This window comes from Micromonospora sp. AMSO12t (genome assembly GCF_008806585.1).
Lineage (GTDB): Bacteria > Actinomycetota > Actinomycetes > Mycobacteriales > Micromonosporaceae > Micromonospora > Micromonospora reichwaldensis.
Map to the genome: position 1 here is coordinate 1 of NZ_WAAS01000033.1, position 14,207 is coordinate 14,207.

At 75.1% G+C, this 14,207-nt stretch carries 13 protein-coding genes and 1 riboswitch; of the genes, 7 read left to right on the forward strand and 6 right to left on the reverse strand.

The annotated features are described in order from the left end of the window. Positions 1 to 104: 104 nt before the first annotated feature. A complete protein-coding gene (locus F6X68_RS07865) occupies positions 105 to 806 on the forward strand; it encodes a phosphotransferase family protein (protein ID WP_151453624.1) in 702 nt (233 codons plus the stop codon). A gap of 54 nt (positions 807 to 860) precedes the next feature. On the opposite strand, the gene F6X68_RS07870 is transcribed toward F6X68_RS07865, so the two are convergent. The 5 genes from F6X68_RS07870 to F6X68_RS07885 all read right to left on the reverse strand — a co-directional run bounded on the left by F6X68_RS07870 (position 861) and on the right by F6X68_RS07885 (position 4,427). Continuing rightward, positions 861 to 1,604, reverse strand: coding sequence for an amino acid ABC transporter ATP-binding protein (locus tag F6X68_RS07870; RefSeq protein ID WP_192581322.1), 744 nt, complete (start codon positions 1,602 to 1,604; stop codon positions 861 to 863). Further along, entirely contained in the window at positions 1,601 to 2,380 is a 780-nt protein-coding gene (locus F6X68_RS07875; RefSeq protein WP_151453625.1) for an amino acid ABC transporter permease, read from the reverse strand. The genes F6X68_RS07870 and F6X68_RS07875 overlap by 4 nt, the downstream gene beginning before the upstream one ends. 40 nt (positions 2,381 to 2,420) lie before the next feature. Next, entirely contained in the window at positions 2,421 to 3,275 is an 855-nt protein-coding gene (locus tag F6X68_RS07880; RefSeq protein ID WP_151453626.1) for an ABC transporter substrate-binding protein, read from the reverse strand. Between the two features lie 109 nt (positions 3,276 to 3,384). Next, positions 3,385 to 3,516 carry a hypothetical protein gene (locus F6X68_RS34625; RefSeq protein WP_255474704.1) on the reverse strand — a complete coding sequence of 44 codons (132 nt, stop codon included), beginning with the start codon at positions 3,514 to 3,516 and terminating at the stop codon, positions 3,385 to 3,387. A 31-nt stretch (positions 3,517 to 3,547) separates the two neighbouring features. Beyond that, positions 3,548 to 3,659: riboswitch (SAM riboswitch) on the reverse strand. A 75-nt stretch (positions 3,660 to 3,734) separates the two neighbouring features. Next, positions 3,735 to 4,427 carry an RraA family protein gene (locus F6X68_RS07885; RefSeq protein ID WP_151453627.1) on the reverse strand — a complete coding sequence of 231 codons (693 nt, stop codon included), beginning with the start codon at positions 4,425 to 4,427 and terminating at the stop codon, positions 3,735 to 3,737. 289 nt (positions 4,428 to 4,716) lie between these two features. Here F6X68_RS07885 and F6X68_RS07890 point away from each other — a divergent pair, with 289 nt between their 5' ends. Both F6X68_RS07890 and F6X68_RS07895 read left to right on the forward strand, forming a co-directional pair. Next, the gene (locus F6X68_RS07890; RefSeq protein WP_151453628.1) at positions 4,717 to 5,952 is read left to right on the forward strand and encodes an MFS transporter; all 1,236 of its coding nucleotides are present in this window, start codon (positions 4,717 to 4,719) and stop codon (positions 5,950 to 5,952) included. A 94-nt stretch (positions 5,953 to 6,046) separates the two neighbouring features. Beyond that, positions 6,047 to 6,901 carry an SPFH domain-containing protein gene (locus tag F6X68_RS07895; protein WP_151453629.1) on the forward strand — a complete coding sequence of 285 codons (855 nt, stop codon included), beginning with the start codon at positions 6,047 to 6,049 and terminating at the stop codon, positions 6,899 to 6,901. A 21-nt stretch (positions 6,902 to 6,922) separates the two neighbouring features. On the opposite strand, the gene F6X68_RS07900 is transcribed toward F6X68_RS07895, so the two are convergent. Next, on the reverse strand, positions 6,923 to 8,482 hold the full coding sequence (locus F6X68_RS07900; protein ID WP_151453630.1) for an ATP-binding protein: 1,560 nt from the start codon (positions 8,480 to 8,482) through the stop codon (positions 6,923 to 6,925). Positions 8,483 to 8,755: 273 nt separating this feature from the next. On the opposite strand from F6X68_RS07900, the gene F6X68_RS07905 reads away from it, so the two are divergent. The 4 genes from F6X68_RS07905 (at position 8,756) to F6X68_RS07920 (ending at position 14,158) form a co-directional block, all read left to right on the forward strand. After that, positions 8,756 to 10,381: a serine/threonine-protein kinase gene (locus tag F6X68_RS07905; RefSeq protein ID WP_151453631.1), complete on the forward strand. Its 1,626-nt coding sequence runs from the start codon at positions 8,756 to 8,758 to the stop codon at positions 10,379 to 10,381. A gap of 46 nt (positions 10,382 to 10,427) precedes the next feature. Further along, positions 10,428 to 11,468, forward strand: coding sequence for a hypothetical protein (locus tag F6X68_RS07910; RefSeq protein ID WP_151453632.1), 1,041 nt, complete (start codon positions 10,428 to 10,430; stop codon positions 11,466 to 11,468). Positions 11,469 to 11,520: 52 nt separating this feature from the next. Then, a complete protein-coding gene (locus tag F6X68_RS07915; protein ID WP_225852053.1) occupies positions 11,521 to 12,570 on the forward strand; it encodes a hypothetical protein in 1,050 nt (349 codons plus the stop codon). Positions 12,571 to 12,763: 193 nt separating this feature from the next. Continuing rightward, positions 12,764 to 14,158 carry an MFS transporter gene (locus tag F6X68_RS07920; RefSeq protein WP_151453634.1) on the forward strand — a complete coding sequence of 465 codons (1,395 nt, stop codon included), beginning with the start codon at positions 12,764 to 12,766 and terminating at the stop codon, positions 14,156 to 14,158. The last annotated feature ends 49 nt before the right edge of the window (positions 14,159 to 14,207 follow it).

A 14,207-nucleotide genomic window follows, 5' to 3' on the forward strand; every position in this document is an offset into this window, starting at 1 on the left:
GGGGGCGGCCCCGTGAAAAGGAACTCCAGGCATCGCGTGTGCAGTGGAGGATATTGCCAAGACTCGGCGGTACGCCAGCCTTCCGCGCCTGGCAGGATGGCGGGATGCGGCAGGGAGCGGTCGGTCACGTCCGGCTGGTGGAGCGCGAGGGGCGCCGCCTGGTCGAGAAGCGGATGACGCAACCCTCCCGCCACGACACGGAGGTGCTCGCCCTGCGGGCGCTCGCCGACACGGGCATGCCGGTTCCCGAGCTCGTCGAGGTCCGGCCGGGCTCGATCCTCATGACGCTCATGCCGGGTGAACGACTGGACAGCGAGAACGCCGACGTGCGACTCGACGGGCTGCGTGCCTCGGCGGCACTGCTCCGTCGGCTCCACGAGCTGCCGCCACCCGACGGGCTGCCGGCCGCGCCGGACGATGCGCTGATCGTCCGTCGCTACCGCGACGCCGGCGGCCCCCCGCTGCCGCTCGCCGTTCCACCGGCCAGTCGCCCGGTGTTCTGTCACGGCGACTGGACCGACGGAAACCTCCTCGCCGCGAACGGCGACATCACGGCGGTCGTCGACTGGGAGGCGGCCCACCTCGGCGACCCGCTCCGAGAACTGTCGCGTGCGGCCTGGGGCGCCGCGCGCAAGGACCCGCGGTCGTTCCACGTCCTCGTCGAGGGCTACGGAGCTGACCCGGCCATGGTCCGGGCCTGGTTGCCGATCCACGCCGCCGAACTCTGGCTGTGGTTCGCCGAGGCCGGGCCGCCCGAGTACCTCGAACAGCTCACCGAGGAACTGCGGAGCCTTCCCACGCGTTGAGGACGAGACCCACGGCACCGGACGGGTCGGTCCACCGACGTGACCGGCTCGGCGCTAGAGCACCTGGGAGAGGAATCGGCGCAGCCGGGGGTGCTCGGCCCGCTCGAAGATCGCGGCCGGCTCGCCGGCCTCCAGCACCACGCCGCGGTCCATGAACGCCACGGTGTCGGCGACCTCGCGGGCGAACCCCATCTCGTGGGTGACCACCACCATCGTCATGCCCCCGGCGGACAGCTCGGCCATCAGCCCGAGCACGCCCTTGACCAGCTCCGGGTCCAGGGCGGAGGTCGCCTCGTCGAAGAGCATCACCTGCGGGCGCAACGCCAGCGCACGGGCGATCGCGACCCGCTGCTGCTGCCCGCCCGACAGGTGCGCCGGGCGGGCGTCGGCCTTGGCCGCCAGCCCCACCAGCTCGAGGTGCTCGCGGGCGACGGCCACCGCCTCGTCCTCGCCGAGCTTGCGGATGCGGCGCAACGCGAGGGTGACGTTGCGCAGCACGCTCATGTGCGGGAAGAGGTTGAACTGCTGGAAGACCATGCCGATCCGCTGCCGCAGGGCGTCCGGGTCGTCGGCCAGCACGCTGCGCCCGTCCAGCAGCACGTCGCCGCGGTCGGGCTCGATCAGCCGGTTGATCGTGCGCAGCAGGGTGGACTTGCCCGACCCGGACGGGCCGATCACGCAGGCCGTCGCCCCGCGCGCCACGTCCAGGTCCACCCCGCGCAGCACCCGGTGCGACCCGAAGGCCAGGTGCACGTCGCGGACGCTCAGGCTCACCGAGGTCGTCGTGTCGATGCTCATCGCTGGTTCCCTCCCGCCGCGCCCGGCAGCGCCAGGTCGAGGTCGTCGTCGCCGTCAGCGGGCGCGGTGGCCTGCCGGCCGTGCCGCAGTCGCCGGTCGATCCAGTTGACGGCGTGCGTCAGCGGCACCGTCAGCGTCAGGTAGAACAGCCCGGCCAGCAGCAGCGCCGACTGGTTGCCGGTGTTAGCCGCGTAGTCCTGCCCGATCCGGAACAGCTCCCGCTGGCTGGCCAGCAGGCCGAGGAAGTAGACCAGGCTGGAGTCCTTGATGAGCGCGATCAGCTGGTTCACCCAGGCCGGCAGCACCCGCCGGATCCCCTGCGGCACGATCACCAGGCGCATCGCCTCGCCCCAGGACAGGCCCAGCGCCCGGGCCCCCTCCAACTGGGCGGCCTCCACCGACTGGATGCCGGAGCGGAAGATCTCGCCGATGTAGGCCGCCGCGATCAGCGACAGCGCCAGGATGCCCAGGGGATACGGGTTGGGCCCCCACACCTGCATGCCCAGCGGCGCCAGGCCGACGCCGATGAGCAGGATCGTCGCCGCGGCGGGTAATCCGCGGAACACGTCGGTGTAGACCCGCGCCGGCCACCGCAACCATCGGGTACGCGAGATGCCCGCGACGGCCAGCGCCATGCCCAGCACCGAGCCGAGTAGGGCGGCGGAGATCGCCAGGATCAGCGTGTTGGGCAGCCCCACCGTCAGCATCTCGGGCAGCGCCTCGCGCATGGAGTCCCAGTCGAAGAAGGTCTCCCACAGGGTGCTCAACGGATCCATCGTCGCTCCTACCGCCCCGCTCGCTCGTCGTCCGTACGTCTCAGGAGGTGGCCGACGCCGACGGCACCGCGACCGTGCCGCTGCCCGGCTTGAAGTCGGCCGGGATCGGGCGGCCCGGGTAGTACTGGGCCTGCAGGCGGCTCCACGTGCCGTCCGCGATCACCTCGTCGAGGCCCTTGTCGAGCGCCTCGCGCAGCTTGTCGTTGCCCTTGGCGAACGCGTACGCCGTCGGGGCCGGGCTGAGCAGCTTGGCCGCCACGGTGATCTTGCCGGCGCTGTCGGCGGCCGACTTGTCGCCGATCTCGGCGGGGGCGATCCAGGCGTCGGCCGTGCCGGCCTTGAGCTGGTTGATCGCGCCGTTGTAGTCGGGCACCCGGACCGGGTCGAGCCCCTCGCCGGTGGCGTAGTCGTCCTGGACGGTGCCCTGCACGACCACGACCCGCTTGCCGGCGAGCTGGTCGAAGCCGCTGATCGACGAGCCGGCCGGCACGTCGAGTCCGAAATGGCCGAAGTCGTAGCCGTTGCCGAAGTCGACGGTCTTCCTGCGCGCCTCCGTGATCGTGATCGAGGAACTGCCGACGTCGAACTTGCGGTTGTTGACCTGGGAGAGCAGCGCGGAGAAGTCGGTGCCGACGAACTCCACCTTCAGGCCGACCTTCCCGGCGACCGCGACGAGCAGGTCGTTGTCGAAGCCGGTGAACTTGCCGTCCTTGAGGTAGACGTTCGGCGGGGCGTCGGTGAGCGTGCCGGTGCGCAGCACGCCCGGCTGGAGCAGGCCGTACGGGTTGTCGGCCGCGCCGGCCGCGTCGTCGCCGCAGGCGGTCAGGGTGGTGGCGGCGAGGACGGCGGCCACGCCGAGGGCGGCGGCCCGGGTGAGGGAGGAAAGGATTCGCACAGGTGTCTCCGATGAGGTGTCTGCGGCGACGGGCACGGGGCGCGCGTCGCCGACGGTGCGCCCGGTGGGCGTACCGCTGGAATGGTGCGGGAAAAAAGGGGTGGCGCGGCTAGCGCGCGTCGCCGGGGCGACAGGAGGTGGCGCAGACCCGCATCATGTCGATGTGGCGGCGCCGGATCAGCGCCGGCGACGTCGGGGCCACGGCGGGGACCGCCGGTGGGGCGCAGATGCGGACGGGCATGGCTCTCCTCGGTCGGGACGACCTGGGAACCAGGCCGCGCTTGCACCGGAGCTGCTCCGGTGCCTGGTCCTCACCCGGGGCACCCCTGCGCGGACGAGGGTTGCCGGCCAGCGAGCCGGGGCTTGACGCTGGCGCTCATGACCTGCCGACGAGGCTAGCAGCCCGCCACGGTGGGGCGTCCAGCCGCTATGACCACCCTCACGCGCGCCTTCGGGTGGTCACTCCTCGATCGCCCCGCCGACCTGCCGCAGGTGCTGCCGGAAGGTGTGGGCGGGGTCGGCGGCGCGGCGGGCCAGGTAGTCGGCGAAGGCGGTCTGCTCCCGCAGCGTCTCCCCGGCGCGGATCCGCCGCGCCTGGACCCGCTCGACGGTCCCGATGCGCTCCGCCGCCGCGAACAGCTTCGCGGCCCGTGCGGCGGGCACGAACAGCACCCCGTCGTCGTCGGCGACGACGAGGTCGTCGGCGGTCACCACGTGCGGCCCGACCCGGGCGCTGGTGAGCGTCTCCGGCTCCCGCGCGTCGAGGCGGGCCGGGCCCGCCGGGAGGCTGCCGTAGCTGAAGACGGGCAGGTCGATCTCCACCAGCTCGGGCGTGTCCCGGTGCAGGCCCCAGACGACGAGCCCGGCGATGCCGGCCGCGACGCCCTCCAGCACCGCCAGGTCCCCGACGCACGCCTCGTCGCTCCGGCCGCCGTTGTCGATCACGAGCACGTCGCCCGGGATCGCGTTCTCGTACGCCTCCAGGAAGACGTCCACGCTGCCGTGGTGGCGCACCGGCAGTGCCCGGCCCACGAGGCGGTGACCGGGGACGACCGCCCGGATCCCGGCCGGCGCCGCGCGCGGGGGCACGCCGAGGCGTACGCAGGCGTCGGCGATCAGCGGCGTGGACAGGTCGGCGAAGCGCTCCCGCATGACGTCCTCCCGGCGGTGCGGCGAGTCGTGGGCCGTCATCGTAGGGGGGCCGGTCGGCGCGGTGGCCAGGGCCAATCCGGCGCGGCTGGCCCCCACCGGTGGCGGCGTTCGGGTCTAGACTGTCCAGCGTGATCCCGTCGCACGCCGTCGCCGCCGCGCACGGTCTCTGGATCACCCCGGACCTCCCGCTCTACGGCGACGGCCACGATCGCTCCGACTACGTTCCCTGACCGGCCCGGCACTCCGCCGCCCACCGGTCCATCTCCGCCACGCTTGGGAGCGCTCAGTCATGCCCGGATCCGATCACCGCCAACTCGTACCGCCCGCCGACCACCCGCCCGTCGACCCCGCCGACACCTCCGCCCTCGCCGTGCTCCGGGCGCCGCAGACCGCCCGGGTCCTGGCGGCCAGCCTGCTCGGCCGGCTCCCGCTCGGCGCGGCACCGCTGGCCCTGCTCGTCTTCGCCCGCGAGACGATGACGCTGACCGTCGCCGGCCTGCTGGTCGGCGCGTTCACCGCCGGCACCGCCGTGGGCCAGCCGATGCTCGCCCGGATGGCGCAGCGCTGGCGGCAGCCGCCGGTGCTGTGGCTCTCCGTGGCGGCGTCGACGATCGGCTTCGCCCTCACCGCCGCGCACGTCAACCTGCCGGTCACCGTGTTCGCCGCCGCCCTGGCCGGGGCTGGCGCGCCGCCGTTCGAGTCGTGCCTGCGGGTGCTCTGGCGCGACCTGCTCCCCGCACACCGGGTGCAGACCGCGTACACCCTGGACATCGCCGTCCAGGAGCTGATCTTCATCCTCGGCCCGGTGGTCACGCTCGCCGCCGTGGGCCTGGCCGGCCCGACCGGCGGCCTCGCCGCCGCCGCGGGCTTCCAGGCCGCCGGCACCGCGTGGTTCGCCACGACCGACGCGGTCCGGCGCTGGCGGGGCGAGCCGGCGGTACGCCACTGGGCCGGGCCGCTGCGCGCCGGCCGGCTCCGACTGATCCTCGGGGCGCTGCTGCTGGTCGGGGCGGCGGTGGGGAGCGTGACCGTCGCCGCGACCGGATACGCCGAGGCGGCCGGGGCCCGGTCCTGGGCCGGCTGGCTGCTCGCCGCGCAGGCCACCGGGGCGCTGGTCGGCGGCCTGCTCTACGTGCGCTTCGGCGGACTGCGCCGGCACGCCACGCTGCCGCGCGTGGTCGGCGTCTTCGCCGCCGGCTACCTGCCGTTGCTGCTCACCCCGGCCCCGCCCGCGATGCTGGCGCTGATGGCGGTCAGCGGGCTCGCGCTGCCGGCGCTGCTGACCATCGCCTTCGTCGCGATCGACGACGTGGCGCCCACCGGCACGGTGGCCGAGGCGTTCGCCTGGGCGGCGACGGCGTTCTCGGTGGGCAGCGCGGCCGGCGCGGCGGTGGCCGGCGTGGTGCTGGACGCGGCGGGCGAGGTGACCGTCGGCTTCCTGATCGCCCCGCTGAGCGCCGTCGCGGCGTGCGGGATCGCGTTGGTGGCCGCCCGCCCGTCCGGCAGCGGCAGGTCGGCCGGCTGATCCGACGGGCCGGCCGGCCACCCGTTGCGCCGGGACTACTTCCCGGCGCAGCGGGAAAGGGGCGGCCCGGGGAGCCGTTCGGATCGGGGGTGCCGTGGAAGCGGTCGTGATCGGCGTGGTGATCGTGGCCGCGCTCCTGGCACTCGTCGGCGCGCTGAGCGTCCGGCTGGTGCAGCAGTACCAGCGCGGCGTCGTCTTCCGCTTCGGCCGGGTGCTGACGCCGGTCCGGGAGCCCGGCCTGCGCCTGATCGTCCCGGTCGCCGACCGGATGGTCCGGGTCAGCATGCAGACGACCGTCATCGGTGTGCCTCCGCAGGGGGCGATCACCCGGGACAACGTCACCCTCACCGTCGACGCGGTGGTCTACTACCGGGTCGTCGACCCGGTGAAGGCTCTGGTCAACGTCCGCGACTACCCCTCGGCCGTGCTCCAGGTGGCACAGACCGCCCTGCGTTCGGTGATCGGCAAGGCCGACCTGGACACCGTGCTCGGCGACCGGGACCGGGTCAACGCCGAGCTGAAGGCGGTCATCGACGCGCCGACGGAGGGGCCGTGGGGGCTGCTGATCGAGCGGGTCGAGGTCAAGGACGTCGCGCTGCCCGAGGGGATGAAACGGTCGATGTCCCGCCAGGCCGAGGCGGAACGCGAACGCCGCGCCCGGGTGATCGCCGCCGACGGCGAGTACCAGGCGTCCCGCCGGCTCGCCGACGCGTCCCGGGCGATGGCGAACACGCCGGGCGCCTACCAGTTGCGGCTGTTGCAGACGGTGGTGGACGTGGCAGCCGAGAAGAACAGCACGCTGGTGATGCCGTTCCCGGTGGAGCTGCTGCGCTTCTTCGACAAGTTCACCCGGGGTGCGGAGCCACCGGCGGCGGAGCGCCCGCCGGCCGGGCGGCCGGAACCCGCCGCGCCGGTGCCCGGTGACGGCCACCGGCGCCCGCAGGCCTGACCCGGGGCGGCGGGCAGGCTCTCAGACTCCGGCCGCCGACTCCGCGGCCGGCTCGCTGGGCTGCGCGGGTACGACCGCCGTCGGCAGCCGCGGCATCGTGAACACGAAGCGGGTCCCGTCGCGGTACGCCTCGTCCAGGCTCAGCGTGCCGCCGTGGAACTCGACGACCTTCTTGCACACCGCGAGCCCGATGCCGGTGCCCGGGTACGTGCCACGGGGATGCAGGCGCTGGAAGATGACGAAGATCTTCTCGGCGTACCGGGGGTCGATGCCGATGCCGTTGTCCTCGACGGCGAAGGACCAGTCCTGCGGGGTGTCCGTCACCGTCACCCGGATCAGCGGCGCCCGGTCGGGGCTGCGGAACTTGACCGCGTTGCCCAGCAGGTTCTGCCAGAGCATGGTCAGCAGGGTCGGCTCGCCCCGCACCGTGGGCAGCGGGTCGCGGGTGATCGTCGCGCCGGACTCGTCCACCGCCCGGGACAGGTTCGACTCGGCCTGCGCGAACACCTCGGCCAGGTCGACCTCCCGCAGCTCGCCGTAGACCCGGCCGATCCGGGAGAACGTCAGCAGGTCGTTTATCAGCTCCTGCATCCGGCTGGCCCCGTCGACGGCGAAGCCGATGTACTGCCGGGCGCGGTCGTCGAGCTGGTCGGCGTAGCGGCGCTCCAGCATCTGGCAGAACGACGCCACCTTGCGCAGCGGCTCCTGCAAATCGTGCGACGCCACGTACGCGAACTGCTCCAGGTCCTCGTTGGAGCGGCGCAGCTCGTCCGCCTGCTGTTCCAGGGCGTCCCGGTCGTGCTGGCTGCGCTCCCACGCCTCCACCACGGTGCGGCGCATCGTCTCCACGTCACTGGTCAGCCGGGCGATGTCGGCGGGGCCGTCGGGCCGCAGCCGGTGCCGGAAGTCGCCGCCGGCCACCTGCCGCACCGAGGCGCCCAGTCGGTCCAGCGGGCGCAGCACCCTCGTGCGCACCAGCACGGATCCGACGATCCCGCACAGCAGCAGGGCCGCCAGGATCGCCACGAAGGTCAGGTCCCGCAACGCCCGGGCCCGGTCGAGGTCGTCCCGGCCGGCGTCCCGGATCCCGTCGAGGCGGCCGACCAGCCCGGTCAGCTCGGCGCGTACCGCCGCGAAGGTCTCCGCGTCCCCGGTCACCAGCGGCGCCAGCTCCTCCGGCGTCCCGCCGGCCTGCCGGGAGGCGACCAGGCGTTCGGCGTACTCGGTGCGCCAGCGGTCGGCCAGCCGCCGCGCCCGGTCCAGGTCGGCCAGCGCCTCCGGCTCGCCGGCGAGCAGCTCGTGCAGCCGGGACATGGTCGCGCGTTCGCTCTCGACGCCCCGCCGGTACGCGTCGAGGAAGCGCGGGTCGGCGGTGACGACGTGGCCGCGTACGGCCGCCGCCTGGGCGAGCAGGCCGCTGTCGAGCTGGCCGACCGCCGTACGGGCCGGGGCGACCTGGTCGGCGAGGTGGTTGGAGACGGCGGCGGTGTGCCTCAGCGCGGCGGCGCCGGCGCCCCCGCCGAGCAGGACCAGGGCGGTCATCGTCAGCAACAGGACAGTGAGCCACCGCCGGGTCGTCATCGGCCGACGGGTCGCTGCCTCGGGAGTCGCCTCGCTGCCCACGGCCTGCACCCTAGTCCAGCCGGCCCGGCCGGGAGCGCCGTGGCGCGGTGCGGTTGCCGGCGGGTGGTACCAGTGACGTGTGTCCGTAACCGACCATGCCGCCACCCGCCGGGACGCCCCGGACGTCCGGGGGCCGGAAGCAGCCGTTGCGCCGATGGCCGCGCCGGCTCCCGCGACCACAATGGCGACCGGGGGGCGGCCCCACCGTCCCCGGAGCGGGGAGGTGGACGCGTGACCGGCTGGCAGGTCTCCGGCTACCGCCCGGTGCGGCAGCTCGGCGCCGGCGCGTCCGGCCGGGTGGACCTCGCCGTGCACGAGGCGACCGACACCCCGGTGGCGATCAAGTACCTCACCGGCGGCATCGGTGACGACCCGGCGTTCCGCACCGCGTTCCGCGCCGAGGCCCGGCTGCTGGCCGGCATCGACGACCCGCACGTCTCCCGCCTCTACGAGTACGTCGAGTCGCCCGGCGGCGCGGCGATCGTCATGGAACTGGTCAACGGCGTGTCGCTGCGGCAGCTGCTGCGCGCGCACGGAGCGACGACGCCGGAGTCGGCGCTCTGCGTCCTCAAGGGCTCGCTGGCGGGGCTCGGCGCGGCGCACGCCCGGGGCGTCGTGCACCGCGACTACAAGCCGGAGAACGTCCTGGTCACCGCCGAGGGCGCCAGCAAACTGGCCGATTTCGGCATCGCCATGCCGGTGGGCGAGGGCTCCGGGGTCAGCGTCACCGGCACTCCCCGCTACATGGCCCCCGAGCAGTGGACGGGCGCTCCGGCGAGCCCGGCCTGCGACATCTACGCGGCCACCGCCACCTTCTACGAGTGCCTCACCGGCCGGCCGCCCTTCGACGGGCGGGACCTGCTCACCCTGCGTCAGCAGCACGCCCACGCGCCGATCCCCACCGAACCGGCCCCCGAGCCGGTGCACGAACTGCTGCGGCACGGCATGGCCAAGCAACCGGCCGAGCGGCCGCAACCCGCCCAGGTCTTCCTCGCCGTGCTGGAGCGGGTGGCGGCCGAGTCGTACGGGCGGCGGTGGGAGGAGCGTGGCCTGCGCGAGCTGGCCCGGCGGGCGGCCCTGCTCGCCGCCCTCCTGCCGTTCCCGGACGGCACCGGCGGGGCCACCAGCCTGGCCAGCACCGCGTTCGGCGAGGCGACGGACCGGTGGACGTGGCTGCGATCCGGCCGGGCCCGCGCGGCGCTGGTCGGCGGCGGGCTGGCGGCGGCGCTGCTGCTCGGCGGCGCCGGGTTCAGCTACGCCGGCCGCGACGAGCCGCTGCCCGCCGCCGGGACGCCCGCACCCGAGGCGCCGGCGGAGCCGACGGGTGCGCCCTCCGCGTCGGCCCCCGCGCCGAGCCCGACGGCCGGGACGACGCCCAGCCCGACCCCTTCCGTCGCACCGACGGCGACGACGGCCGCACCGGAGCCGGCCGGGACCGGCACGCCGACGACGTCGGCCCCCGCCCCGCCGACCGCGTCGGCCAGCGCCAGCGCCGCGCCGGCGGACACCGTCGCGCCCTCCGTCGGCCGGGTCGCGGCCAGCCCGGGCGAACTCGACCCCCGCGGCTGCCCGTACGGGCCGACGTCCAGCACGATCTCCGCGGTCGTCGCCGACGACAGTACGGCCACCGGGGAGCTGAGGGTGAGCCTGCGGTACACGCTGGACGGCCGCACCACCGAGGTGCCCATGACGTCGGGCGGGCGCGGGGTGTTCCGGGGCGTCCTGGGCGAGCTGCCCCAACCGAAGACCAGCACCCGGATCCCGGTCCGGGTCGTCGCCGTGGACGAGGCCGGCAACGCCTCGCCCGAGGGCCCGCCGGTGTACGTGACGCTGCGCTCGTTCTGCACGCCGGGCTGAAGCCCGACACTTCGATGCCGACCACGACGACGGAGGGCGGGCCGCCGTGACCCAGCCGAACGACCCGACCGAGGCGCTGCCCGCCCGCCGTCAGCCGGACGACGGCGCGGCGACCGCCCGCCTCGGCGTCCACCAGCCGCAGCCACGGGCGGAGCCCACCGCGCACCTGCCTTCCCACGACGCGACCGGGAACCTGGCCGGTGGGCAGCCGACCGCGCGCCTTGCCTCCGATGAGGCGACCGTGCACGTGGCGGCGGGGGAGCCGACGACGCACCTGCCCTCGCGCGACGCGACCATGTACCTGGCGGGGACGGCACCATCCCCGGCCTCGGGTGAGGCGACCGTGCGCCTGGTGGCGGGGGAGCCCACGGCGTCCCTGGCCCACGGTGCGGCGACCGTGCGCCCGGAACCCGGTGAGGCGACGATGCCGCGGCACGCACCGGGCGGGGGGCCCGGGCCGTGGCCGGCGGCGCGGCACGCGCCGGGGGAGTGGACCGCCCGGGCGACGGCCACGGAGGTCGGGCACGTGGCCGGTACCGGGCGTACCACCGGGCCCGGTCCGGGGACGCCGCCCGGCGGGCCCGCCGCCCCGCCCGGCGGGGAGGTGCGGTTCGGGCCGGGCGTGCCGACGACCCCGCCACCGGCACCCGCGTGGCCGGCGCCGCCGCGACGGCGGTCGCCGTGGCGGATGGTGGCCTCGGTGCTGTCGACCCTGCTGACCGTCGCGCTGCTCGCCGCCGTGGGCCTCCACCTCTGGCAGCGGATCAGCCCGCTCGAGGTGACCGGGGTGACGGTGGCGGTTCCGCAGCCGGCCGGCGACCGGTGCGACGTCACCGTCGACGTGGTCGCCACCGTGTCGACAAACGGCCGGGCGGGGGAGATCCGCTACCAGTGGCTGCGCACCGGCAGCGCGCCCGGCAGCCTGCTGACCGAGCGGGTCGGGCGCGGCCAGCGCACCGTCGAGTTGACGCTGCGCTGGGCCTTCAGCGGCGTGGGCAGCACGACCGAGACGGCCACGGTCAACATCACCTCACCGGCTCCGGTGCAGGCCCAGACCTCGGTGTCCTACGGCTGCCGGCGCCGGTGACCGGGCGTTTCCCCGGTCGCCCCCGGGGGTAGGTCGGGCCGGACGAACCCGGATGCCGTGTGGAGGAATTCCGATGAGAGACAACTTCGGCGACGCGGTGGGGGACGCCCTCCGGTCGGTGATGCTGTTCCTGCCCAAGGCCGTCGCCTTCGTGGCGATCCTGGTGGCCGGTTGGCTGATCGCCAAGGCCGTGCTGAAGATCGTGGACAAGGTGCTGGAGCGGGTGGGCTTCGACCGGGCCGTGGAACGCGGTGGGGTCCGCCGGGCCCTGGCCCGCTCCCGGTACGACGCCAGTGACATCGTCGCCAAGCTGGCCTACTACGGGGTGCTGCTGGTGACCCTCCAGCTGGCCTTCGGCATCTGGGGGCCGAACCCCATCTCCGACCTGATCGCGGGTGTGATCGCCTGGCTGCCCCGCGCCTTCGTCGCGATCGTCATCGTCGTGGTGGCCGCCGCCATCGCCAACGCGGTGAAGGACATCATCAGCGGCGCCCTCGGCGGGCTGTCGTACGGCCGGCTCCTGGCCACCATCGCCTCCGTGTTCATCCTCGGCCTGGGCGTCATCGCCGCGCTCAACCAGATCGGCGTGGCCACCGCGGTCACCACTCCGGTGCTGATCGCGGTGCTGGCCACCGTGGGTGGCATCCTCGTCGTCGGGGTGGGCGGCGGGCTGGTCCGTCCCATGCAGAGCCGCTGGGAGTCGTGGCTGAGCCGGGCCGAGCAGGAGTCGCGGCTGATCGCCACGCACGCGCGCGCCTACCAGGCCGGACGCCGCGACAGCGAGGCCCACCTCGCCGCGGCGGCGACGCACGGCGGCGACCCGGACGCCACGCAGGTGGTCTCCGGCCCGCGCGTCGACACCGACCCGGAGGCCACCCAGGTGGTTTCCGCCCCGCGCGTCGGGGCGGACGCGGACGCCACGCAGGTGGTCTCCGGTCCCCGCGTCGACACCGACCCGACCGTGCCCGTGCCGCGACAGGGCGACCCGGACGCCAGCCGGGTCACCTCGGGCGGCACCACCGTCCCGGCCCGCCCGGCCGGCGAGGACAGCGAGGCCACCATGGTGATCCCGCCGCTGGAGGGCGAGCAACGCCGCCGCTGACCACACCACCGGGGTGGGATCCACATCGGATCCCACCCCGGCGTGTGTCCGGCGAAGGGCGTGACGGCCCGGGCCGGCGCGGCTACCATCGCGGCATGACGTGGCGATGTTGATGCACTGCTAGGGGCCACTGCCGTGGGCCGCCGCGGTCGCCGTACGTCCGGCGTCCGCTTCGTCCTCACGGGAAGGTCCCATGACTGTCCACCCTCCGCGCGCGTCCGACGCGCGCGTCCGCCGGCTGGCGGCCACCCTCTACGGGTACGCGTTCCTCAGCGAACTCGTCCTGCTCTATCCGCTGTACGCGCTGCTGTTCAGCGACACCGGCCTGTCGGTGTGGCAGATCTCGTCGCTGTTCGTGATCTGGTCGGCCGCCAGCATCCTGCTGGAGGTGCCCTCCGGCGCGTTCGCCGACGCGGTCTCCCGGCGGCTGCTGCTCAGCCTCGCGCCGGTGGTCACCGCCGCCGGCTTCGCCCTCTGGGTGCTCGTGCCCTCGTACCCGGCCTTCGCCGTCGGGTTCGTGCTCTGGGGCGCCGGCGGGGCGCTCGCCTCGGGCGCGCTGGAGGCGTTGGTCTTCACCGAACTCGACCGCCTGGGCGCCGCCGGCCGCTACGCCCGCGTCATCGGCCGGGCGAAGACGGCCGGGACGATCGGCGTGCTCGCCTCGATCCTGCTGGCCGGCCCCGTGTTCGCCGTCGGAGGCTACCCGGCCGTCGGCGTGGCGAGCGTGCTCGCCTGCCTGCTCGCCGCCGCCGTCGCCACCCGCTTCCCCGAACACCGCCGACCCGAGACCGCCGCTGTCGACGCCGAGTCCGTCAGGGCCGACGCCGCGTCCGCTGATGTCGACGCCGCGCCTGTCCGGGCCGACGCCGAGTCCGCCGATGTCGACGCCGCGCCCACCCTCGTCTTGGGCGGCGGGGGGCCGGAGCGGACCGGGCACGACGGCGGGGCGGACGACGACGAGGACCTCGGCTGGTGGGCGAGCCTGCGCGCGGGGCTCGCCGAGGTCCGCGCCGACCGGAGCGTGCGCGCGGCGGTGCTGCTGGTCGCGGTCGTCGCGGCGGTCTGGGGCGCCCTCGACGAGTACACCCCGCTGCTGGCCCGGGACACCGGCGTCGGCGAGGCGACCGTGCCGCTGCTGCTCCTGCTCACCTGGCTCGGGGTGGCCGTGGGCGGCCTGCTGGCCCCGGCGGGGGAGCGGCTGACCGCCCGGGGGTACGCCGGCCTGCTGGCGCTGTCGGCCCTGGCCCTGGTCGCGGGGGCGCTGTCCGCCCGGCCGGCCGGCTTCGCGCTGGTCGCGGCGGCGTTCTGCGGCTTCCAGCTCGCCACCGTGCTCGCCGACGCCCGGTTGCAGGCCCGGATCAGCGGGGGCAGCCGCGCCACCGTCACCTCGCTGGCCGGAATGGCCACCGACGTGACGGTCATCGCGGTCTACGGCGGCTACGGCCTGCTCGCCACCGGGGCCGGCAACGGGGTCGCGTTCGCGGTGGCCGCGGTGCCGTACCTGATCGTGGCGCTGCTGCTGGTGACCCGCGTGGGCCGCTCGGCCCGCCGCGGGCCGGCGCGGACGACCGCCGGGCACCCCGGCTGACCACGGCCCGGCGGCGGTCCGTGCGACCGCCGCCGGGCCCGCCGCCGTC

Coding starts and splice junctions, on each gene's coding strand:
- F6X68_RS07865 (WP_151453624.1), top strand. CDS start 105: ATGCGGCAGGGAGCGGTCGGTCACGTCCGGCTGGTGGAGCGCGAGGGG.
- F6X68_RS07870 (WP_192581322.1), bottom strand. CDS start 1,604: ATGAGCATCGACACGACGACCTCGGTGAGCCTGAGCGTCCGCGACGTG.
- F6X68_RS07875 (WP_151453625.1), bottom strand. CDS start 2,380: ATGGATCCGTTGAGCACCCTGTGGGAGACCTTCTTCGACTGGGACTCC.
- F6X68_RS34625 (WP_255474704.1), bottom strand. CDS start 3,516: ATGCCCGTCCGCATCTGCGCCCCACCGGCGGTCCCCGCCGTGGCCCCG.
- F6X68_RS07885 (WP_151453627.1), bottom strand. CDS start 4,427: ATGCGGGAGCGCTTCGCCGACCTGTCCACGCCGCTGATCGCCGACGCC.
- F6X68_RS07890 (WP_151453628.1), top strand. CDS start 4,717: ATGCCCGGATCCGATCACCGCCAACTCGTACCGCCCGCCGACCACCCG.
- F6X68_RS07900 (WP_151453630.1), bottom strand. CDS start 8,482: ATGACGACCCGGCGGTGGCTCACTGTCCTGTTGCTGACGATGACCGCC.
- F6X68_RS07915 (WP_225852053.1), top strand. CDS start 11,521: ATGCCGTGTGGAGGAATTCCGATGAGAGACAACTTCGGCGACGCGGTG.
- F6X68_RS07920 (WP_151453634.1), top strand. CDS start 12,764: ATGACTGTCCACCCTCCGCGCGCGTCCGACGCGCGCGTCCGCCGGCTG.